This is a genomic window from Aeromicrobium sp. Leaf350 (assembly GCF_916858655.1).
GTDB lineage: Bacteria > Actinomycetota > Actinomycetes > Propionibacteriales > Nocardioidaceae > Aeromicrobium.
In genome coordinates this window covers 99,564-119,781 of sequence record NZ_CAKASL010000003.1, presented here as the reverse complement: position 1 = coordinate 119,781, position 20,218 = coordinate 99,564, and the positions used below count along the sequence as shown (strand labels likewise).

Genomic DNA, 20,218 nt, shown 5'->3' with positions numbered 1-20,218 from the left:
GCTAGGAGCCTGCCGTTTCGGCCGGATGTCGCTGCCGATCAGTTCTCGTTTCGCACCCTGTGAGCGGCGTGCGGCGACGACCTACTTCTCGTGCGAGGCGGCCTGCTTGCGGGCCTCGACCCGGCGGACCTGGGCCTTCTTGACCGCCGGGGTGATGTGCATCTCGTGCTTGGCCACGATGTACGGCGTCTCGCCCACGATCGCGTTGTGGCTGCCGCTGAACAGGTACTTGCTGCTCAGGTTGATCATCGTGGCGGCCCGGTTGCGGCCGCCGAGCAGCGTCGCGACGTGCAGGCCGACCCAGATGATCCAGGCCGGGAACCCGGTCAGACGCGGCAGGTGGGTGATCTCCGCGACGGCCGAGGACTTGCCGATCGTGGCCATGGTGCCCTTGTCGGAGTACTTGAAGGCCTTCACGCGGTCGCGCTTGCCCTTCAGGTCGGCCTTGATGATCTTGCCCACGTGCTTGCCGCCCTGGATGGCGGGCTGTGCGAGCTGCGGCAGCGCGCTCGGGCCGATGGAGATGTCGCCGATCGCGAAGGTGTTCTCGAGACCGTTGACGGCCTGGTGCTCGTCGACCTCGATGCGTCCGCCGCGACCCTGCGGCACGTTCCAGTCGAGCACCGTGGGGTGCGCCGTGACGCCGGTGGCCCACACGACGATGCCGGCCTCGAGGAACTCCTCCTGGCCGTCCTTCTCGACGAGCACGCCGTCGGCGCGCACCTCCTTGACCGCGGTGTTCAGGCGCAGGTCGACGTCACGCTTGTCGAGCGACCGCTTGGCGTAGTCGCGGAGCTTCTCGTGGAAGGGGCCCAGCACGCTCGGCGCCATCTCGAGCAGGGTCACGTGGATCCGCGCCCGGTCGAGCTCGGGGTAGGTCGTGGGCATGTCGTTGTTGCGGAACTCCGCGAACGCGCCGGCCGTCTCGACGCCGGTGGCGCCGCCGCCGACGACCACGAGCCGCAGGTCGCGGTCCTGGCCGTTGATCGCGAACTCCTCGAGGTTCTCGAAGAGGCGGTCACGCACCTGCAGGGCGTCGGAGCGCTTGTAGAGCGGGATCGCGAACTCCTCGGCGCCCGGGGTACCGAAGTAGTTGGTGGTGACGCCGTTGGCGAGCACGAGGTAGTCGTAGGAGACCGAGACGTCACCGTGCAGGCTCAGGCGCTTCTGCTGGTGGTCGATGCCCGTGACGATACCCTTGAGGAACCGCACGTTGCGCTGCTTGGCGCGCACGGCCCGCAGGAACCAGGTGATGTCACCGGGGTTCAGGCTCGCGGTCGCGACCTGGTAGAGCAGCGGCTGGAACGTGTTGTAGGTGTGCCGGTCGATCAGCGTGATCGAGACGTCGGCGCGCTTGAGCTTGCGCACCAGCGCGAGTCCTCCGAACCCACCTCCGACCACGACGACGTGGGGACGCTTCGGCGCAGCTGACTCGACTTCGCTCATGCCTTGAGTCTACGAGCCTTGGCGGGTCCGGCACACGCAGGAGCACCTCACGTGACGGGGCTCACCGGGCCGTGTCGTCGCGCGCCCAGAGACGGGTCGCGGGGTGGCGCAGGAGCACGTACGTCGCGAGCGACGCCATCGTGATGACGAGGGCCGACACGAGGCCGACGCCGACCGCCGCGCTCACCACCGCACTGAGGACGGTCAGGCCCGTCGCGACGCCGAGAAGTCGTCGGCGTCCGAACAGCAGGGCGATCGCGACGGCGGCCCCGGCGAACGCGACCAGGGTCAGGGCGCTGAAGCCTGCTGCGAGCAGCGCGTCGGAGGTGGCGGACGCGCTGAGCCCGAACGAGCCGTCCAGGAGCGTCGAGGACTCCCCCACCTCCTCGGCGAAGAGCGTGGGGTCCGCCGCGCGGACGAGGTAGGCAAGCGCGAGGACTCCCGTGAACAGGGCCGTGGTCAGGCTGCCGACGATCATCGTGATCGCTCCGGCCATCAGGGTGCCCGGCAGGGACTCACGGCGCGGCAGCACCTGGATCGGCGGGCCCCAGCCCGGCGGGGTGCCGTACGGCTGCGGCTGGCCGGCGGGCGGGTAGGGGTGGGCCTGCGGCGGGGGCGGCACCGCGCCGGAGACCCGCGGCGGCTGGCCCTGGGGCGGCCAGGTGGGCTGCTGCGGCGGCAGGGGCGCGCGGCCCGTCAGCGCGTCGACCTGGGCCGACTGGCCGCGCTGGGGACCGAGGCCCTGCCGGGCACGGGCCCGGGCCACGAGCTGCGGCGACGGCGTGCGGTCGTTCTTGAGGTCGAACCAGACCCGCGCCTCCGGGGTCCAGAGCACGATCGCGACGGCGATCAGCACGATCGCCGGGAAGATGCCCCAGAGGCCGCCGACCAGCGTCAGCGTGAACCCGGAGAAGCCGCTCAGCACCGTCAGGGCGACCCGGGACGTCCGGTCGCCGCGCACGGCGTAGACGGCGAACACCATCGTGGCGATCGCCAGCACCGTGACGACGTAGAAGCCGACGCGCAGCCAGGCCAGCACCGTGTCGAGCGAGATGCTCGCTGCGACCCCGGCCTCCTCGAGTGCCGTGGTGACGACCTCCTGCAGCTCCAGCGAGCCCCAGTCGGACAGCAGCGAGACGACGTTCGTGAGGATCAGGAACGCGGCGAAGGCCGCACCGATGCACGCGACCGTGACGGCCGGCGGACGGCGCAGCTCCTCGCTCATGGCCACCATCCCATCACGCCGGGCCCAACCGGGGCACGCGAGTGCGGGCTCAGGCGGTCTCGACGGTGAGGCGGTCCTGCTCCTCGTCGCGGTCGACCCGCACCGTCGATCCGTCCAGGACGTCGCCGGCCAAGAGGGACCTGGCGAGCCGGTCGCCGATCGCCTGCTGCACGAGCCGCCGGAGCGGGCGGGCCCCGTAGGCCGGGTCCCAGCCGGTCACGGCCAGCCACTCCTTCGCGGCCTCGGTGACGTCGAGCGTGATCCGCCGGGTCGCCAGGCGCTGCTGCAGCGAGTCCAGCTGCAGGTCGACGATGTGGGTCAGCTCGGCGGTGCCGAGCGGGTCGAACATCACGATCTCGTCCAGGCGGTTGAGGAACTCGGGCTTGAAGGCGTTCCTGACGACCTCCATCACGGCCTCCCGCTTCGCGTCGTCGGCGAGCGTCGGGTCGGTCAGGAACAGCGAGCCCAGGTTGCTCGTCAGGATCACGATGCTCTGCCGGAAGTCGACCGTGCGGCCCTGGCCGTCGGTCAGGCGTCCGTCGTCGAGCACCTGCAGGAGGACGTCGAAGACCTCGGGATGCGCCTTCTCGACCTCGTCGAGCAGGATCACCGAGTACGGGCGGCGACGCACCGCCTCGGTCAGCTGGCCGCCGTCCTCGTGGCCGACGTAGCCCGGAGGCGCGCCGACGAGCCGCGCGACGCTGTGCTTCTCGGAGTACTCGCTCATGTCGAGGCGCACGATCGCGCGCTCGTCGTCGAACAGGAACTCGGCCAGGCTCTTGGCCAGCTCGGTCTTGCCGACGCCAGTGGGCCCGAGGAACAGGAACGAGCCGGTCGGGCGGTCGGGGTCGGAGATCCCGGCGCGGCTGCGGCGCACGGCGTCGGAGACCGCGGTGACGGCGGCCTTCTGGCCGATGAGCCGGCGGCCCAGGCCCTCCTCCATGCGCAGGAGCTTGCCGGACTCGCCCTCGAGCAGGCGTCCGGTGGGGATGCCCGTCCAGGCGGCGACGACCTCGGCGATCTCGTCGGCGCCGACCTCCTCGCGCACCATGCGGTCCTGGGTGGCGGCGCTCGCCTCGGCCTCCTGGGCCGCCTCGAGCTGCTTCTCCATCGCGGGGATCTCGCCGTAGAAGAGCTTGCTGGCGGTCTCGTAGTCGCCCTCGCGCTGGGCCCGCTCGGCGGCGATGCGCACCTCGTCGATGCGCTCCTTGATCTCGCCGACCGCGTTGAGGCTCTGCTTCTCGGCCTCCCAGCGCTGCTCGAGCGCGCGGAGGGTCTCGGCCTTGTCGGCCTTCTCCGAGCGCAGCTTCTCGAGCCGGTCGATGCTGGCGGCGTCGGTCTCGTGCTCGAGGTGCATCTCCTCCATCGTGAGACGGTCGAGCCCGCGCCGGAGCTCGTCGATCTCGACGGGGCTGGAGTCGATCTCCATGCGCAGGCGGCTGCTGGCCTCGTCGACCAGGTCGATGGCCTTGTCGGGCAGCTGGCGGCCCGTGATGTAGCGGTCCGAGAGCGCAGCGGCGGCGACCAGCGCGGCGTCGGTGATCTCGACCTTGTGGTGCGCCTCGTACTTCTCCTTGATCCCGCGCAGGATCGCGACCGTGTCCTCCACGCTGGGCTCGCCGACCAGCACCTGCTGGAAGCGACGCTCGAGCGCCGGGTCCTTCTCGAGGTGCTCGCGGTACTCGTCGAGCGTCGTGGCGCCGATCATGCGCAGCTCGCCGCGGGCCAGCATGGGCTTGAGCATGTTGCCGGCGTCCATCGCGCCGTCGCCGCCGGCACCGGCGCCCACGACGGTGTGGAGCTCGTCGATGAAGGTGATGACCTGGCCCTCGGACTCCTTGATCTCCGAGAGCACGGCCTTGAGGCGCTCCTCGAACTCGCCGCGGTACTTCGCTCCGGCGACCATGGCACCGAGGTCGAGGCTGATGAGGCGGCGGCCCTTGAGGCTGTCCGGCACGTCACCGGCGACGATGCGCTGGGCGAGGCCTTCGACGACGGCGGTCTTGCCGACGCCGGGCTCGCCGATCAGGACGGGGTTGTTCTTGGTGCGCCGGCTCAGCACCTGCACGAGGCGGCGGATCTCGGAGTCGCGGCCGATGACGGGGTCGAGCTTGCCCTCGCGGGCGACGGCGGTCAGGTCGACGCCGTACTTCTCGAGCGACTGGTAGGAGTCCTCCGCGTCCGAGCTCGTGGCGCGGGCCGATCCGCGGACCGCCTCGAAGGCGGCCTGCAGCGTCTCGGGGGTCGCTCCGGCGCGGGTCAGCAGCTCGCGCGTGGGTGAGGCGACCGTCGCGAGGGCGACGACGAGGTGCTCGGTCGAGGTGTACTCGTCGCCGAGGCTGCCGGCGAGCTCCTGCGCCTGCTGCAGCACGGCGTGGCTCGACCGGCTCAGGCCGGGACTGGCGACGGTCGTGCCGCTCGCGCTCGGCAGGGCCTCGAGCTCCGCGGCCAGCGCGGTCGCGATGCTGCGGGGGTCGACGCCGGCGGCCTGCAGCAGCGGCGCGGCGGTGCCGCCCTCCTGCTGCAGGAGCACGGTCAGCAGGTGAGCGGGCTCGACGGCCGGGTGTCCGGCCGCGGCGGCCTGGCTGATCGCCCCGGCGAGCGCCTGCTGGCTGCGCGTCGTGAAGGTGTCGAGATTCATGGGCATGCTCCTGGTACGAACGTAGGTCCTGCCTTCATCAACCGCACCAAAGTTGAGTCTATTCCACTCAACCCCCACTACCCTCCGCGGGCGGTGACTTATGGCCCGTCTCCCGTCGGTAGCGGTGAGTTATGGCCCGCTCCAGGACTGGGAACGGGCCATAGCTCACCGCTCCCGGTCGCGGGGCGAGTCAGGTGAGGGCCGGGCCCAGGTCGGTGACGATCTTGGCGACGCGGCGGGCTCGGGTGTCGGCGGCCTTGGCGCCCTCGACGTTGGTCACGTGCGCCTTCTGCTTGCTCGGTGCGAGCGAGTCGAACGCCTCGCGCAGGCCCGTGCCGGCGAGCGCGGCGGCGAGGTCCTCGGGCACCTCGACGGTGCGCGGCGCGGCGTCGACCGTGAGGGTCACCGTGATCGCGTCGCCGCCGCCCAGGCCGGTGGCCGCGCGCTTGTCGGAGCTGAACGGGATGAGGTACTTCCCGCCCATGACCGCGATCGTGCTGCGGTACTCGAAGCCGTTGACGTCGACCACGACCGGTGCACGCTTGCCCGCGGCCAGCGCCTCGACGATCGGCTCGGGCACCTCGATGCCGGTGTTGTTGCCCTGCTGGAACAGCGTCGTCTCGAAGGTCGCCATGCTCAGATCGTCGCACCGGACCTCGCCCGGCGCGACCCCTCACCGCCCCGGGGTCAGGCGGGGGGCGCCGGCGGGGCGGGGGCGCCGCGCGGCGGGGCGATCTTGGCGAACGCCGTGCCGTCGGCCGGCGCCACCTCGACCGGCGCGGCGGCCGGCTTGGCCCGCCCCGGGGCCGGGTCCCAGCCGGGCTCGACGACCTTCTTCTGCACGAGCCACGCCGCACCCAGCACGACCAGCCCGAGCAGCGCGACGACCACGAGGCCGCCGGCCGAGCCGATGTCGGCGCTGTAGCCGACGAGGATGCCGAACCAGCCGAAGTCGGTGTCGCCGAACGTCGTGTTCGCCGATCCGAAGTCGCCGAGCACCTCGAGCAGCAGCGCCGGCAGGAAGGTGATCAGCAGGCCGTTCACGAAGCCACCCGCGACCGCACCGCGGCGACCGCCGGTCGCGTTGCCGTAGACGCCTGCCGCGCCACCGGTGAAGAAGTGCGGCACCAGGCCGGGAAGGATCAGCGCGAGCCCCAGCGCCGGGTTGAGCCACAGCGAGAGCACCGCCAGCCCGATGAGGCCACCCGTGAAGCTCGACACGAAGCCCACCAGCACCGCGTTCTGCGCGTAGGGGAACACGATCGGAGCGTCGAGGGCGGGGATCGCGCCGGGCACGACCTTCGCCGCGATGCCCTGGAACGCCGGGACGAGCTCGCCGAGGATCGTGCGCACGCCGAACAGGATCACGGCGACCGCGACGCCGAACTGCAGGCCCTGCGTCACCGCGAGCATCAGGAAGTTGCCGACGTTCTCGGCGCCGCCGAAGGCCTCGAACGACTCCTCCTGGCCGACGCGGCCGAGGGCGATGAGCGCGACGACGACGTACATCACCATCATCGACAGCGCCGTGGCCACCATCGCGTCACGCAGGAACCGCAACGACTCCGGCAGCTTCATGTCCTCGGTGGACTTGCTGGAGCGACCCACCAGGCGCCCGACCGCACCGGCAGCGACGTAGCCGGCCGTGCCGAAGTGCCCGATCGCGACGCTGTCGTCGCCCGTGACCCGTCGGGTCCACGGGTGGGCGAAGGCGGGCAGCGAGACCATGAGGATGCCGAGCAGCGCGCCGCCCAGGGCCACCGTGACGCCGCTGCTGTACCCGGCGGACGCGAGCACGATCGTCAGCAGGGTCGCCATGAAGAGGGTGTGGTGACCGGTCAGGAACACGTAGCGCAACGGGGTGAACCGGGCGAGCACGAGGCTCACCGCGAAGCCACAGATCATGAGCCACGCGACCTGCGCGCCGTACGACTCCTGGGCGATGCCGACGATGGCCTCGTTGGTGGGGATGACGCCCTGGGCGCCCGTCGCCGACTGGATCAGCGCGCCGAGCGGATCGAGGGAGGCGACCACGAGCGTGGCGCCCGCGCCGATCAGCAGGAAGCCGAGCGTGGCCTTCATCGCCCCGCCGACCACCTGGCCGGTCGAGCGACGCAGGGCGATCAGGCCGACCGCGGTGATGATGCCGATGAGGAACGCGGGAACGCTGAGGATCTCGTTGACGAGGAACTCGGCGACGGCGACGAGCCAGTCCATGGGTCCTGCTTTCGTGAAGGGCGGAGCGGGGAGTGGTCGTGCTCAGACGTCGTAGAGCTCGCGCAGCGCGGCGTCGAGCTCGGACGTGCTGGTGAAGTTCGAGATGACCTTCACGGGGATGCCGACGTCGCCGAGGGTGCGGGCGATCTCGCCGGAGGTCAGGATCAGCTCGGCGTCCTTGGCCTTGCCGCGCGCCGAGATCGTGTCGGTCGCCTCGACCGTGACGAATGACGACCACTTCCAGCGGTCCAGGACCTGCTCGAGCGTGTTCTTGAGGAACAGGCTCGTGCCGAGGCCGTTGCCGCAGACCGTGAGCACCAGGTGGCGGTCGGACCCGCCGGCGACAGCGGGCTCCTCCGCCGCGGGCTCGGCGGTGGGCGCCTCCTCGCCGCGCAGGATCGCGAGCACGGCCTCAGCCGTCTCGGCCGCGTCGAGCGCGGCCTTGCGCGTGGGGTCGCCGATGACCTTGGCGAGCTCGGCCATCGCGCTCGTGTGGGCACCGTCGTCCTTCGCCGCCAGCGCGACGACCAGGGTGACGGGATCGTTCGTCGGATGACCGAACGGCACCGGGTCGGCGAGGCGCACCCACGACAGGCCGGTGCGGTGCACGGCCTCCGAGGGGCGCGCGTGTGCGAAGGCGAAGCCCGGCGCGATGACGATGTAGGGACCGTTCTCGGCGACGTTGTCGACCATGGCCTGGGTGTAGGCGGGCTCGGCGACGCCGGTCTGCTCCAGCAGGAGGCCGGCCAGTCGGATCGCGGCCTCGGAGTCGGGGGCCTGGACGTCGAGCGCGATCGCGTCGCCCTCCAGCAGGGTCGCAAGAGTGGACATGCCACTGAGCCTATTCCGGTGACGGCGGTCACGCCGGACCGCCTGTCCCCCCGCTCGCGTGGAAGGATGACGACCATGCCCGCCCGCGAAGACCGCAATCGCGCGAAGGGCCTCAACCGGGACCTGGTGGCGCGCACGGCGCTCGACCTGATCGACGCCGAGGGCGTCGGAGCCGCCACGATGCGGGCCATCGCCGGGCGGCTCGGGGTCGAGGCCATGTCGCTCTACAAGCACGTCAGGACCCGCGACGAGCTCCTCGACGACGTGGTCGAGCTCATCGTCGCCGAGCTCGACGACGACCCGGAGGTCCGTCGCGACGCCTCCGAGGGCTGGCGCGACTACCTGACCCGGCTGGCTCGCGGCGTGCGCCGGTACGCCCTGGCCCATCCGCACGCCTTCCCGCTCGTCACGACCCGCCCGGCCGAGGCCCCGTGGATCAACCCGCCGCTGCGTTCGCTCGCCTGGATCGAGTCGATGCTGGCGACGCTCGCCGCCGAGGGCTTCTCCGACGAGCAGGTGCTCTTCACGTACCGCTCCTTCAACAGCTTCCTGCTCGGCTACCTGCTGATGGAGTCCGGCGCTCGCACGCTGCGCGACCCGCAGGACGGCGACGGATCGATGGGCTCGAGCGACGAGCCGGTGCCCGGCGGTCTGACGCCGACCCGCACCGACGAGGAGCAGGACGCGGTGGCCGAGGCGACCACGACCGCGGAGCAGATCGACCCCCAGGGTGACATCGAGGTCGCGGAGTTCCCGACCGTGCACCGGCTCGCCGATCGTCTGGCCGAGGACCGCTTCGACGAGGAGTTCCAGCGGGGACTCGAGCGCCTCCTCGACGCGGTCGCCGCCCAGCTCGACTGACTTCGCGGCACGAGACCGGGCTCACGTCACCTCGAGTTGCAGGCCCTCCGAACCGGCGTATTCTCGAAGTATGGCTTACACCGTAAGCCGCACCGGTTCACCGCCGGTGCTTCCCACCCGGAGGAGCTACATCATGGGCATCGTCGACAAGGCCAAGAACACCGCCGAGAAGCTGGCCGGCCAGGCCAAGGAGGCCGTGGGGGACGCGACGAACAACGACGACCTCAAGGCCGAGGGCAAGAAGGACCAGGCCAAGGGCAGCATCAAGAACGCCGGCGAGGACGTCAAGGACGCCTTCAAGAAGTAAGCGTTCGACGGACAGGGGCCCGCGAGACCGCGGGCCCCTCACTCCTCTCTCCAGGAAGGTGCGCCATGAGCGGCCAGAACCCCCTCGATCCGCCCGTCGACCAGCCGGGCGCGCCGATCGAGCAGACCGGACCCGACGGACCGATCACGACGCCTGCCTCGAGCAGCGCGGTCGATCCCGCCGTCCCGCAGACATCCGAGCCCGCTCCGCGCCGACGCTCCGGCCTGGACGACAAGGGCCGCGTCAAGCGCACCCGCGCCGCCACGGCGTGGGCCTCGGCCGTCGCGCTCGCGGTCGTCACGGTCCTGTTCGTGATCTTCATCGTGCAGAACTCGCAGAGCGTGACGATCGACTTCCTGTGGATGTCCGGCCAGATCTCGGCCGCCGCCGCACTGCTGATCGCCGCCGTCGCGGGAGCCCTGCTCGTCGCGATCCCGGCCGGCGTCCGCATCGGCCAGCTCCGCCACTCCCTGCGCCGCAACGCCTGACCCACCCGCCCCACCCCCGGGCGGTGAGCTAGAGACCAGTGGCGCGCCCGAGCGGTGAGCTAGAGACCAGTCCGGCCCCGCCACACGTACCTCACTCACCGCCCAGCGCGGGAACACGTCCCTAAGTCACCGCCCGCCGGGTGGGTCAGCGGCGGAGGGCGCGCAGGGAGCCGACGTGGAGGATCTCCGTAAAGCCTTCGGCGAGGGCCCGTTCGTAGACGTGGAACGGGGCCTGACCACCGTCGGCGGGGTCCGGGAAGACGTCGTGAATCACCAGCACGCCGCCCTCACGGACGTGGGGCGCCCAGCCGTCGTAGTCGGTCTGCGCGGCCTCCTCGGTGTGGCCGCCATCGACGAACACCGCGTCGAGCGGGGTCGCCCAGAACGCCGAGATCGTTCGCGACCGACCCACCACCGGCACCACGACCTCCTCGAGCCCCGCCGCGAACAGCGCCTGCCGCGCGAACGGCAGCGTGTCCATCGCCCCGACGCGCGGGTCGACGAGCTCGGGGTCGTGGTACTCCCACCCCACCTGCTGCTCCTCGGAGCCGCGGTGGTGGTCGATCGTCACGAGCGTCGCGCCGGCCTCGCGCACGACGTGTCCGAGGTGGATCGCCGACTTGCCGCAGTACGTGCCGATCTCGACCGTCACACCACCCGGCAGCACGTGCGCGGCCACGACCGCGCGCAGCGCGTCGGCCTCGTCGTCGGGCAGGAACCCCTTGGTCTCGGCGGCGATCCGGGCCAGCTCGGGCGGCAGCGGCACCGCGGCGAAGTCGGTCATCAGAGTCCCTCTCCTCGGAACAGCCCGCTGCCGCCGGTGACCCCGTGCAGCGCGTCGTGCGCCAGCAGCACCGTCGCCGCGGTCCACGTCGTGCGCTCGTCGGGCCAGCGCTGCCGGCTCTCGTACTCGTACCCGGTCCAGTACGAGCCGTCGTCCTCGCGCAGGTGCTGCATGTCGTCGAAGACCTGCAGCGCCTCGTCGCGTCGACCGCTCGCGTCGAGCGCCAGCACGAGCTCGCACGACTCGGCGCCCGTGACCCACGTGTTCGGCGTGACGCACTTGATGCCGAGACCGGGGACGACGTAGGTGTCCCAGCCGTCCTTGATCCGACGCTCCACCTCGTCGGAGGTCCACGGGGCACCGAGCAGCGGGTAGTACCAGTCCATCGAGTGCGGCTTGGCCGCGAACAGGTCGGGCTGACGGACGGCGGTGGCCACGGCGGTGGACGCCTCCGCCCACACCGGCCGCTCGGCGCCGACGACCCGCGCGAGGCCCAGAGCGCACCGCAGCGAGAACGCGATGCTGGCATTGCCGGTCACGAGGGCCTCGGGCTCGCCCGGCGTCCAGACGAAGGCACCGTCCGGCCGCTGCAACGGCAGCACTGCCGCCACCGCGGCGTCGACCACGGGCCACAGCTCGCGGGCGAAGGCGTCGTCACCCGTGACGAGGTGGTGGTGCCAGACACCGACGGCGAGGTAGGTCGTGAAGTTGGCGTCCACGTAGTGCTCGACCGCCTCGCCGTCGACGTACTTCGCCGCCCACGTGCCGTCGAGGCGCTGCGACCGCGCCGACCACCGGTACGCACGATCGGCTGCCTCCCGGCGCCCTGAGGCCAGCAGACCCATCGCCGCCTGGACGTGGTCCCACGGGTCGAGGTGCCCGCCCGCGAACCACGGCACGGCTCCCGACTCCTCCTGCTGCTCCGCGACCCAGGCAGCGGTGAGCTCCAGGTCGGCGGGCGTCACCACGGCTTGGTGAAGTACAGCGCGACGCTCTTGCCGATGAGCGGGTCGAGCGCCTTCTCCGCGAGCCGAGTCGTGCGGGGCGCCTTCATCATGTCCCAGACGAGCAGCTGGTGGTACGCGCGCACCAGCGGGTGCTGGTCGCGCTGCACGCCGACGGCGCACTTGATCCACCAGTACGGCGCGTGCAGCGCGTGCGCGTGGTGCTGGTGGAGGAACGTGAGGCCGGTCAGCTCGATCTTGTCGCGCAGCTCGTCGGCCGTGTAGATGCGGATGTGGCCGCCCTCGTTGGCGTGGTACTCGTCGCTGAGCGCCCAGCAGATCTTCTCGGGCAGCCAGCGGGGCACCGTGACGGCGAGCATGCCGCCGGGCGCGAGGATGCGCGTCAGCTCGCGGATCGCGGCGACGTCCTCCGGCACGTGCTCGAGGATCTCCGACGCCAGCACGACGTCGAACGTCCCGTCCTCGTACGGCATGTCGAGCACGGTGCCGACCTCGACGCGGCCCGTGCCGCCCGGCGGCACCTCGCCCTCGAGCTGCATCGCGCCGAACATGTCGTCGACGCCCTTGAGCTCGACCTCGTCCATGTCGAACGCGGTGACGTCGGCTCCCCGGCGCAGCGCCTCGTAGGAGTGGCGGCCGGCGCCGGCGCCCACGTCGATGAAGCGGGTGCCCCGGCCCACGCGGAGCCGGTCGAAGTCAACGGTCAGCACGGATGGTCCTCTTCGTGGTCGTGGCGATGGCGGTCTCGTAGGCGGTGACCGTGGCGCGGGCCACGGACGTCCAGCTGAAGCGTTCCTCGACCCGAGCGAGCCCGGCGCGGCTCATCCGCTCGCGCTCGGCGGGGTCGTCCAGCAGCTCGGCGAGCGCGTCGGTCAGCTCTCCGACGTCGCCGGGCGTGACGAGGCGGGCAGCGTCACCGACCACCTCGGGAAGGGCTCCGGCGCGGCTCGCCACGACGGGCGTGCCGCAGGCCAGGCCCTCGACGGTGGGCAGGCTGAAGCCCTCGTAGAGCGACGGCACGGCCATGACCTCGGCCGAGGCGAGCAGCGCCGCGAGGTCGTCGTCGGACACGCCGCTGTAGAGCGTGACGGCGTCGGACAGACCCAGCTCGTCGATGCGCCGGGCGGTGGCGCTCTTCGGGTCGAGGCGCGAGACGAGGTGCAGCTCGACGTCGCGCTCGACGCGGAGCTTCGCGACCGACTCGAGCAGGTGGGCCACGCCCTTGAGCGGCGAGTCGGCGCTGGCGACGGCGACGATCCGGCCCGGCACGCGATCACCCCGCGGGCGGAACACCTCGGTGTCGACGCCCAGCGGCACGACCGTCATGCGGTCGGGGTCGATGCCGAAGTCGGCGATCGTGTCGTTGGCCGACGCGGTCGAGACGGTCAGCAGCGCGGGGAGGCGGCGGGCCACCTGCGCCTGCATCCGCACGAAGCCGTACCAGCGACGCACGCTGAGCTGCTTGCGCAGGGGGGCTGCGGCGATGTCGAGCCGCCGGTCGCGGCTGATCGGGTGGTGGATCGTGGCGACGAGCGGGATGCCGCGCCGCAGCAGCCAGAGCAGGCCGTAGCCGAGCGACTGGTTGTCGTGCACGACGTCGACCTCGGCCAGCCGAGGATCGCGCGCCATCCGCAGCGTGAACGTCAGCGGCTCGGGGAACCCGGCGGTCAGCATCGTGAGGTACTCGAGCACGTCGATCGGGCCGCGGAACTCACGCAGACGCGGCGTGCGGAACGGGTCGGGATCGCGGTACAGGTCGAGGCTCGGCACCTTCTCGAGCGCGACCCGAGGGTCGAGGTTCTCTGGGTACGGCTGCCCGGAGTAGACCGTGACCTCGTGACCCAGCTCGGCCAGCCCGCGGCTCAGGTGCCTGACGTACACACCCTGACCACCACTGTGCTCCTTGCTGCGATACGACAGCAGTGCGATGCGCATTCCACCTCCGACCTCGACAGCAATCCTGTCACGGTCAGGTGCACCGCGCGCCCTCGGGGAGAACGAACCCGCAGGTCAGGCGCGTGACGGTCGGCTGAGGTGCGCCCTCAGTAGCCGGTGAAGTGGTCGGTCTTCACGCGGATGCGGTGCTTGCGCAGGTCGGTCGCCACCGGGGAGACCATCGCGGGCGGGCCGGACACGAAGGCGCGCCGGTCGCTCGCGTCGGGGACCGCCTCGCGCACGACCTCACCCGTCACGAACGACTCGCGCACGTGGGTCCATCCGTCAGGGAGGTCGACCGGCTCGTCGGGGGCCACGAGCACGACCTGCGTGCCGGCGGCGACCAGCTCGTCGCGGTACGGCACGTTCGCCGCCGAGGGCACGCCGTAGACCAGCACCGCGTCGCGGCTCGGCTCGTGGCGCACCTGGCTGAGGAACGGCGTCACGCCGATGCCGCCGGCGACGAGCAGCACCGGGCCGGCGCCTCGCGGCCACAGGAAGTCGCCGCTCACGCCGGTCGCGTGCACCTCGTCGCCCGGCTGCAGGGCGGCGAGCTCGCGCTTGAAGCTCGAGCAGTCCTCCGGGACCCGCACCGCGATGTCGACCGTGTCGGCGTCGGGCACCGAGGCGATCGTGAAGGCCCGGCGCTCGCCGCGGACGTCGGCCGCGTGCGACAGCTGGAGCTCGAGGTACTGCCCGGCCCGCAGGCGCACCCGGCGGCGCGGCTCGAACCGGAACTCGTGCAGGTCACCACCGAGCTCGCGCGACTCGAGCAGCCGCAGCCGCACCCCGCCACGCTGTCCGAGCAGGAAGGCGACGAGGTTGACCCCCACGAGCGCCAGCTCGTAGGTGCCCTCGAACGGTCCGAGCACGATCGGCGCGTCGAAGATCTTCGTGGTCCACAGCGGCCACGTGAACACGACCGCCGCGGCCACCGCGAGCACGAGCTGTTGCGCCCGCCGAGGGGCGAGCGTGAGCGGCTCGGTCAGCATGAACGCCGCGAAGAACACGATCGGCGTGGAGTAGGCCACGTACTCCAGCGACTGGCCGAGCTCGGGATAGAACGAGGAGACGTTCCAGTACGTCAGCAGCGCGGCGGGGACCGCGAACGTGATCGCGAGCGCGAAGCGCCCCGTGCGGTAGAGCACCACCAGTGCGCCGAGCAGAACGAACCAGGCCATCGACTCACTGGCGACCCACCAGGTGGTCGACGGCGGCGGGTTGTCGACCCGGTCGCCGAGCAGCTCGCCGAGCAGGATCATCAGCACGGCACCCGCGGCCGCGGGGTTGAACACGTGCCGCGCGCGCCACACCAGCACGTACTTGGAGGCCTGCGCCGCGACGGCCGTCAGTCCGAGCCAGGCGAGCGTGCCCACGTCGAGCGTGGGCCAGTAGATGAACCACAGCAGCAGCGCCGTGATGACGGCCGACTCGGTGTGCGGGCGGCGCCGGACGACGAGCCCCAGCAGGTGGTCGGCGACGACCGAGGTCACGACGAGCACGGCCAGGGTCGCGAGGAGGCCACGCAGCGTGAAGATCGACGGGTCGAGGCGGGACGTCGCGGTGAGCACGAACGCGACGACCGCGAGCGCGAGCAGCACGATCGTGACGATCCGGTACATCGTCACGCGGCCGAGCAGCGCGCGGATCATGAGAACACCTCGCCTGGGAAGTCGGGGGTCGTGTGGAGGCCTTCATCATCGATCCAGGCGGCCTCCACGTCGAGCGCCGCCAGACGCGCGGGCGGCACGAAGAAGAGCGCGGTCGCGGCGCCGTCGGCCACGGCGGCCGTCCGGGCGACCACCCAGCTCGCGACGACGCCCCGCGTGGGGCGGCCGGTGCGGGCGTCGAGCACGTGGTGCAGGCCCTCGCCCCAGGCCCGGCGGTTGACGGCGGAGCCGCACAGCGCGAGGCCCGGTTGCAGGTCGACCACGCCGACCGCGAGGGTCGGGTCGCCGGGGTGCTCCATGGCGACGCGGATCGGTGCCGTCCCGTGATGGGCGATGTCGCCGCCGGCGTCGACGGTGGGCGCGTGCCCGGCCTCGACGAGCTGTGTGGCGACCCGGTCGACGAGCCAGCCCTTGCCCGCGGCACCGACGTCGAGCACCGCGCCGACCGGCACCTGCAGCGTCGTGCCGACGCGGCGCGCGGTCGACCAGGCGGGGGCAGCGACCGGGTCGCCGTGGCGGGTCAGCGTGTAGGCGGCGTCGTAGCCGAGCACCTCGAGCCCTCCGCCGACGAGCGGGTTCACCGCACCGTCGGTGGCGTCGTGCAGCTCGTCGTACAGGTCGAGCAGCTCCGCGGCACCAGGGCCGAGGTCGACGGTCTCACCGGCACGCAGGCGCGCGACGCCTCCGTCCTCGCGGAAGCGCGACCACGTGCGGTCGATCTCGCGGACGAGGTCGGCGACGCCCGCACGCTGCTCTGCCGAGACGTCCTCGCTCGTGTCGACGGTCCAGGCGGTGCCGATCGCCTCGAACCGCCAGGGCTCAGGCAGCGGCCTCGGCCTTGATCTCGTCGACGGCCGCGTTGAAGCCACCGCTCGTGAGCGACGAGCCGGAGACCTTCGAGACGTCCAGGTCGTCGATCTTCGTGCCGACGACCTCGTCGGCGATGCCGCCGGCGAACTTCGTCTGGAACTGCTCGGAGTTGCCCCCGTCCGCCTGGGGTGTCACGGTCACGGCCGTGATCGTGCCGTCGGCCTCGAGGCTCAGCTCGACCTCGACGCTCTGCGTGCCGCCCGGCGTCTGGTAGCTGCCCTCGGCGCTGTAGTCACCGACCGTGTAGGTCGTGGCGGTCTCGGTGGACGAGGCGTCCTCCGTGGTCTCGTCGGAGCTGCTCGAGTCGGTCGACTCCGACTCCGTGTCCGATCCGCCGCCGCACGCCGCGGTGAGCATCAGGACGGCGGCCGCGCCACTCATGGCCAGCTTCTTGCTACGGGAGAGGTGGGTCACCGGTCTCGGCTCCTGGGTCGGGGTTGGTGGAAACGTCAATCAGTCAACGGACGTGCGCTCGGGTCGGTTCCCGATTGGGAAGCTCACAGCCGGGACACAGCCCGCGTCGCTGCCTGGAACCCTGCCATGCCGTGCACGCCACCGCCGGGCGGAGTTGCCGACGAGCACAGGTACAGACCGGGCACGCCGAGCCGGTACGGGTCGAGCGAGAGCCGCGGGCGCGCCACGGTCTGCCACAGCGTCATCTCGCCGCCCGTGACGTCGCCGCCGAGGTAGTTGGCGTTGTGCGCCTGCAGGTCGGCCGTCGACGTGACGGCCATGCCGACGACACGGTCGCGGGTGCCGGGCGCGAACCGCTCGAGCTGGTCGAGGATTGCCTGGGTCGCGTCGCCGGTGTAGCCGTGCGGCACGTGGGCGTACGCCAGCACCGGGTGCACCGACCCGTTCGACCGCGCCGGGTCGGCCAGGTACTGCTGGCACACCATGACGAACGGCCGCTGCGGCATGCGCCCCGCGTTCACCGCCGAGTCCGCGGCGTGGATCTCCTCGAGCGTGCCGCCCACGTGCACGGTGCCGGCGAGGGCCGTGTCGGGGTGCTGCCACGGGATGCCACCGTCGACGGCGAGGTCGATCTTGAACAGGCCCGGGCCCGGACGCCATCGCTCCAGCGCGCGGCGGACCCGGCGCGGCAGCCGATCTCCGAGCATCGCGAGCGGCTGGTCGACCGCGGTGTCGAACATGACGACATCGGCGTCGGGCAGCGACGTGACCCGCTCCCCCTTCACGACCCGTCCGCCGGACTCGGTCAGCACCGACGTGAGCGCTCGCGCGATCGCGGCCGAACCACCCTCGGCGACGGGCCACCCCTTCGCCTGACCCATCAGGCCGAACATCAGGCCGATCGCGCCCGTGGCCCAGCGGGTGTGCGGGGCCACCGCGTGCGCCGTGAGGCCGGCGAACAGGGCGCGTGCCTCCTCGGTCTCGAAGCGGCGCGCGACGAACGTGGAGGGCGGCAGGCCCAGCGCGCCGAACCGTGCCATCACCAGGGGGTGCGGCGGCACCGCGACGAGCGGGGCCAGGGTGCTGCGCGTGATCGCGTCGGCACGCTCCACGAGCGGAGCGAACAGCCGGCGCCACGCGTCGGCGTCCGCACCGAGGCTCGCGGCCGTCGCGTCGACGTCGCGTCGGAGGGCGGCACCGCGGCCGCCGTCGAGCGGGTGGGCGGCCTCGACCTCGGCCCACCGCCAGGTCAGGCCGTGCCGCTCGAGGTCGAGCGAGGAGAAGAAGGGTGACGCGACCCCGGTCGGGTGCGCCGCGGAGCAGACGTCGTGCAGCACCCCGGGCACCGTCAGCTCGGCTGAGCGCATCCCGCCGCCGATCTCGTCCTCGGCCTCGACGACCGTGACGTCGAGGCCGGCGCGGGCCAGCACGATGCCGGCGGCGAGCCCGTTGGGGCCCGAGCCGATCACGACGGCGGTGGTCATGCCGTCACGCTAGCGAGGACCTCGCCGGTCACCTAGCGTGACGACGTGACCTCCCCCGCGCCGGAGCCCGACGAGCTGCCGATCCCGACCCGGCTGGGCACGCTGCACGTGCGCCGGCGGGGCGACGGGCCGCTGGTCGTGCTGTGGCCGAGCCTGCTGATGGACGGCTCGCTGTGGGACGGGGTCACCGAGCAGCTCTCGCGACGTTGGACGACGCTCGCGCTCGACCCTCCCGGGCACGGGCGCAGCGAGCCCCTGCGGCGCAGCTTCTCGCTCGACGAGTGCGCCGGCGTGCTGCTCGACGTGCTCGACCACGCGGAGGTCGAGACGGCCCACGTGGTCGGCAACTCCTGGGGCGGCATGGTCGGGGCGACGTTCGCCGCCCGCCACGGCGACCGGCTCGGTGCGGCCGTGCTGATGAACGCGACCGGCTCGGCGGCGGGGCGTCTGCAGCGGCTCGAGTTCGGCGCGATGCTCCGGCTCGGGCGGATGCTCGGCGGCATCCGCCCGCCGCTGACGCGGTCGGTGCTGAAGGCGTTCCTGGGTCCGACGTCGTTGCGCGAGCGACCCGCCGTCGTGCAGCACGTGCGCGAGTCGGCGCGGCAGGTCGACCTCGACTCGGTGGCATGGGCCGTGCGCAGCGTCGTGCCCGACCGGCCCGACCAGCGGTCGCTCCTCGCGCAGATCGAGCGGCCGGTGCTGGTGGTGGCCGGGCGCGAGGACGCGACGTTCCCGGTCGCCGAGACGCAGGCGATGGCCGATGCGATCCCCGGCTCCGAGATGTGGGTCGTCGAGAACGGCGCCCACCTCGTGGCTCTCGAGCTCCCCGAGGTAGTCACCCCCCGCATCGCCGACTTCCTCGCCCGCCACGACTGACCCCGCCCCACCCGGCGGGCGTGAGCTGGTGGCGTGTCACGCCCCTGGGCGGTGAGCTAGAGGCGCCATATCGGCCCCGAGGCGCCTCTAGCTCACCGACCGGGGGTGGCGCGGGCGAGGGCGCGGAGGCCGGAGTCGCGGCTGGCGAAGCGCGCGGCGGCGCGCATCGCGATCGGCTCGGGCGTGCGCCGGGCGACGGTGGCGGCGATGCGGCCGCGGGGTCCGTGCAGCACGCGGCCCGCGGTGCGCGAGGTCCGCAGGGCCGCCGTCGTGCGGGGTCGACGGATGCGCTCGAAGGCCGCGAACGTCGCTGATCCCCCACCGCGCTCGGCCCACATCGCGGCCAGCACCACGGCGTCCTCGATCGCCAGGCAACCTCCCTGCCCCAGCCCGGGCTGCATCGCGTGCGCCGCGTCGCCGATCACGACGGTCCGCGCGTCGAACCAGCGCCGCGGCGGGTCACGGTCGAGCATCTCGTGCTGCAGCACCGCCGAGGCCGGGGTCGCCGCGATGAGCTCCGGCAGCGGGTCCGGCCAGAGGTCCGCGTCCGGCCGCCACACGTCGGCGGCGCCCGCGCGGGTCGCGAACCAGTAGGTGCGGTCGCCCGTCATCGGCGCCACGCCCGCCTCGGCCGCATCGCCCCAGACCACCCCTGCCATCGCCGGATCGACGCGGAGGGGCGCGACTCCGCGCCACGCGACGTAGCCGGCCGGGCGCTCGCGCATGAGCGGGTCGAGGTGTCGCGCCACGGCCGACCGGAAGCCGTCGGCACCCACGACGAAGTCGGCGTCGATCCGCGACGGATCGGTGACGCCGGCGTCCAGCGTGACCGGTCCGGCGTGTTCGGCCAGCAGCGCCTGCAGCTCGCCACGGTCGACCACCCGCGCGGGCTCGCCGAGCGCCCGCACCGTGGCGACGGGGTCGAGTCGCCGGACGAGCGAACCGTCCGCGCGCCGGATCACGGCGGTCGCGGCCGGCTCCCCCAGCTCGCGCACGGCGTCGCCCAGGTCGATCGCGTCGAGTGCCGCCAGCGCGTTCGGCCAGATCGTCAGCCCGGCGCCACCCCCGAGGGCGGGACGCTCGTCGCGCACCTCCACCTCGAGCCCGGCACGGCGCATGGCAGCGGCGAACGTGAGTCCGGCCAGCCCGGCACCGACCACGACGACGCGCTCCACCCCGCCACGCTAGCGCCTGCGGACCCGTC

Annotated in this window: 19 protein-coding genes; 4 read left to right on the top strand and 15 right to left on the bottom strand. The window is 72.4% G+C overall.

Features of this window, described 5'->3' with window-relative positions:
* Positions 1–81: 81 nt before the first annotated feature.
* From LO931_RS14215 to LO931_RS14190, 6 genes are all read right to left on the bottom strand, one after another.
* On the bottom strand, positions 82–1,446 hold the full coding sequence (locus LO931_RS14215) for an NAD(P)/FAD-dependent oxidoreductase (protein WP_229054433.1): 1,365 nt from the start codon (positions 1,444–1,446) through the stop codon (positions 82–84).
* A gap of 61 nt (positions 1,447–1,507) precedes the next feature.
* The gene (locus LO931_RS14210; RefSeq protein WP_229054432.1) at positions 1,508–2,671 is read right to left on the bottom strand and encodes a hypothetical protein; all 1,164 of its coding nucleotides are present in this window, start codon (positions 2,669–2,671) and stop codon (positions 1,508–1,510) included.
* A gap of 49 nt (positions 2,672–2,720) precedes the next feature.
* On the bottom strand, positions 2,721–5,312 hold the full coding sequence (gene clpB / locus LO931_RS14205) for an ATP-dependent chaperone ClpB (RefSeq protein WP_229054431.1): 2,592 nt from the start codon (positions 5,310–5,312) through the stop codon (positions 2,721–2,723).
* A 190-nt stretch (positions 5,313–5,502) separates the two neighbouring features.
* Positions 5,503–5,946, bottom strand: a complete 444-nt coding sequence (locus tag LO931_RS14200; RefSeq protein WP_229054429.1) for a YdeI/OmpD-associated family protein — start codon at positions 5,944–5,946, stop codon at positions 5,503–5,505.
* 53 nt (positions 5,947–5,999) lie between these two features.
* Entirely contained in the window at positions 6,000–7,529 is a 1,530-nt protein-coding gene (locus LO931_RS14195; protein WP_370636134.1) for a PTS ascorbate transporter subunit IIC, read from the bottom strand.
* Positions 7,530–7,571: 42 nt separating this feature from the next.
* Positions 7,572–8,360, bottom strand: coding sequence for a PTS sugar transporter subunit IIA (locus tag LO931_RS14190; RefSeq protein WP_229054427.1), 789 nt, complete (start codon positions 8,358–8,360; stop codon positions 7,572–7,574).
* Positions 8,361–8,435: 75 nt separating this feature from the next.
* Here LO931_RS14190 and LO931_RS14185 point away from each other — a divergent pair, with 75 nt between their 5' ends.
* From LO931_RS14185 to LO931_RS14175, 3 genes are all read left to right on the top strand, one after another.
* The gene (locus tag LO931_RS14185) at positions 8,436–9,221 is read left to right on the top strand and encodes a TetR/AcrR family transcriptional regulator C-terminal domain-containing protein (RefSeq protein WP_229054425.1); all 786 of its coding nucleotides are present in this window, start codon (positions 8,436–8,438) and stop codon (positions 9,219–9,221) included.
* A 70-nt stretch (positions 9,222–9,291) separates the two neighbouring features.
* The gene (locus tag LO931_RS14180) at positions 9,292–9,528 is read left to right on the top strand and encodes a CsbD family protein (protein WP_370636132.1); all 237 of its coding nucleotides are present in this window, start codon (positions 9,292–9,294) and stop codon (positions 9,526–9,528) included.
* A 65-nt stretch (positions 9,529–9,593) separates the two neighbouring features.
* Entirely contained in the window at positions 9,594–10,016 is a 423-nt protein-coding gene (locus LO931_RS14175) for a lipopolysaccharide assembly protein LapA domain-containing protein (RefSeq protein WP_229054423.1), read from the top strand.
* A gap of 145 nt (positions 10,017–10,161) precedes the next feature.
* On the opposite strand, the gene LO931_RS14170 is transcribed toward LO931_RS14175, so the two are convergent.
* The 8 genes from LO931_RS14170 to LO931_RS14135 all read right to left on the bottom strand — a co-directional run bounded on the left by LO931_RS14170 (position 10,162) and on the right by LO931_RS14135 (position 18,138).
* Positions 10,162–10,800 (bottom strand): class I SAM-dependent methyltransferase, encoded by a 639-nt coding sequence (locus LO931_RS14170; protein ID WP_229054421.1) that lies wholly within the window; start codon positions 10,798–10,800, stop codon positions 10,162–10,164.
* Entirely contained in the window at positions 10,800–11,765 is a 966-nt protein-coding gene (locus LO931_RS14165) for a prenyltransferase (RefSeq protein ID WP_229054419.1), read from the bottom strand. The genes LO931_RS14170 and LO931_RS14165 overlap by 1 nt, the downstream gene beginning before the upstream one ends.
* Positions 11,762–12,475, bottom strand: a complete 714-nt coding sequence (locus tag LO931_RS14160) for a bifunctional 2-polyprenyl-6-hydroxyphenol methylase/3-demethylubiquinol 3-O-methyltransferase UbiG (protein WP_229054417.1) — start codon at positions 12,473–12,475, stop codon at positions 11,762–11,764. Before LO931_RS14160 ends, LO931_RS14165 begins: the two co-directional genes overlap by 4 nt.
* On the bottom strand, positions 12,462–13,700 hold the full coding sequence (locus LO931_RS14155) for a glycosyltransferase family 4 protein (protein WP_229054416.1): 1,239 nt from the start codon (positions 13,698–13,700) through the stop codon (positions 12,462–12,464). The genes LO931_RS14160 and LO931_RS14155 overlap by 14 nt, the downstream gene beginning before the upstream one ends.
* Positions 13,701–13,807: 107 nt before the next feature.
* On the bottom strand, positions 13,808–15,352 hold the full coding sequence (locus LO931_RS14150; RefSeq protein WP_229054415.1) for an FAD-dependent oxidoreductase: 1,545 nt from the start codon (positions 15,350–15,352) through the stop codon (positions 13,808–13,810).
* Positions 15,349–16,239 (bottom strand): FAD:protein FMN transferase, encoded by an 891-nt coding sequence (locus LO931_RS14145; RefSeq protein WP_229054413.1) that lies wholly within the window; start codon positions 16,237–16,239, stop codon positions 15,349–15,351. The genes LO931_RS14150 and LO931_RS14145 overlap by 4 nt, the downstream gene beginning before the upstream one ends.
* Positions 16,190–16,621: an FMN-binding protein gene (locus tag LO931_RS14140; RefSeq protein ID WP_229054411.1), complete on the bottom strand. Its 432-nt coding sequence runs from the start codon at positions 16,619–16,621 to the stop codon at positions 16,190–16,192. Before LO931_RS14140 ends, LO931_RS14145 begins: the two co-directional genes overlap by 50 nt.
* A gap of 116 nt (positions 16,622–16,737) precedes the next feature.
* Positions 16,738–18,138, bottom strand: coding sequence for an NAD(P)/FAD-dependent oxidoreductase (locus tag LO931_RS14135; protein WP_229054409.1), 1,401 nt, complete (start codon positions 18,136–18,138; stop codon positions 16,738–16,740).
* A gap of 45 nt (positions 18,139–18,183) precedes the next feature.
* Between LO931_RS14135 and LO931_RS14130 the strand changes: the two genes are divergently transcribed.
* Positions 18,184–19,014, top strand: a complete 831-nt coding sequence (locus LO931_RS14130; RefSeq protein ID WP_229054408.1) for an alpha/beta fold hydrolase — start codon at positions 18,184–18,186, stop codon at positions 19,012–19,014.
* A gap of 92 nt (positions 19,015–19,106) precedes the next feature.
* Here the strand turns inward: LO931_RS14130 and LO931_RS14125 are convergent, their stop codons facing one another.
* Positions 19,107–20,189, bottom strand: a complete 1,083-nt coding sequence (locus tag LO931_RS14125; RefSeq protein ID WP_229054406.1) for an FAD-dependent monooxygenase — start codon at positions 20,187–20,189, stop codon at positions 19,107–19,109.
* Between the last annotated feature and the right edge of the window lie 29 nt (positions 20,190–20,218).

What these genes read in the sequence shown, in the direction of transcription:
- LO931_RS14215 (WP_229054433.1), bottom strand. Translation starts at nt 1,446, where the DNA reads ATGAGCGAAGTCGAGTCAGCTGCGCCGAAGCGTCCCCACGTCGTCGTG.
- LO931_RS14170 (WP_229054421.1), bottom strand. Translation starts at nt 10,800, where the DNA reads ATGACCGACTTCGCCGCGGTGCCGCTGCCGCCCGAGCTGGCCCGGATC.
- clpB (WP_229054431.1), bottom strand. Translation starts at nt 5,312, where the DNA reads ATGAATCTCGACACCTTCACGACGCGCAGCCAGCAGGCGCTCGCCGGG.
- LO931_RS14150 (WP_229054415.1), bottom strand. Translation starts at nt 15,352, where the DNA reads ATGATCCGCGCGCTGCTCGGCCGCGTGACGATGTACCGGATCGTCACG.
- LO931_RS14135 (WP_229054409.1), bottom strand. Translation starts at nt 18,138, where the DNA reads ATGACCACCGCCGTCGTGATCGGCTCGGGCCCCAACGGGCTCGCCGCC.
- LO931_RS14180 (WP_370636132.1), top strand. Translation starts at nt 9,292, where the DNA reads ATGGCTTACACCGTAAGCCGCACCGGTTCACCGCCGGTGCTTCCCACC.
- LO931_RS14210 (WP_229054432.1), bottom strand. Translation starts at nt 2,671, where the DNA reads ATGAGCGAGGAGCTGCGCCGTCCGCCGGCCGTCACGGTCGCGTGCATC.
- LO931_RS14155 (WP_229054416.1), bottom strand. Translation starts at nt 13,700, where the DNA reads ATGCGCATCGCACTGCTGTCGTATCGCAGCAAGGAGCACAGTGGTGGT.
- LO931_RS14200 (WP_229054429.1), bottom strand. Translation starts at nt 5,946, where the DNA reads ATGGCGACCTTCGAGACGACGCTGTTCCAGCAGGGCAACAACACCGGC.
- LO931_RS14175 (WP_229054423.1), top strand. Translation starts at nt 9,594, where the DNA reads ATGAGCGGCCAGAACCCCCTCGATCCGCCCGTCGACCAGCCGGGCGCG.
- LO931_RS14140 (WP_229054411.1), bottom strand. Translation starts at nt 16,621, where the DNA reads ATGAGTGGCGCGGCCGCCGTCCTGATGCTCACCGCGGCGTGCGGCGGC.
- LO931_RS14185 (WP_229054425.1), top strand. Translation starts at nt 8,436, where the DNA reads ATGCCCGCCCGCGAAGACCGCAATCGCGCGAAGGGCCTCAACCGGGAC.
- LO931_RS14190 (WP_229054427.1), bottom strand. Translation starts at nt 8,360, where the DNA reads ATGTCCACTCTTGCGACCCTGCTGGAGGGCGACGCGATCGCGCTCGAC.
- LO931_RS14195 (WP_370636134.1), bottom strand. Translation starts at nt 7,529, where the DNA reads ATGGACTGGCTCGTCGCCGTCGCCGAGTTCCTCGTCAACGAGATCCTC.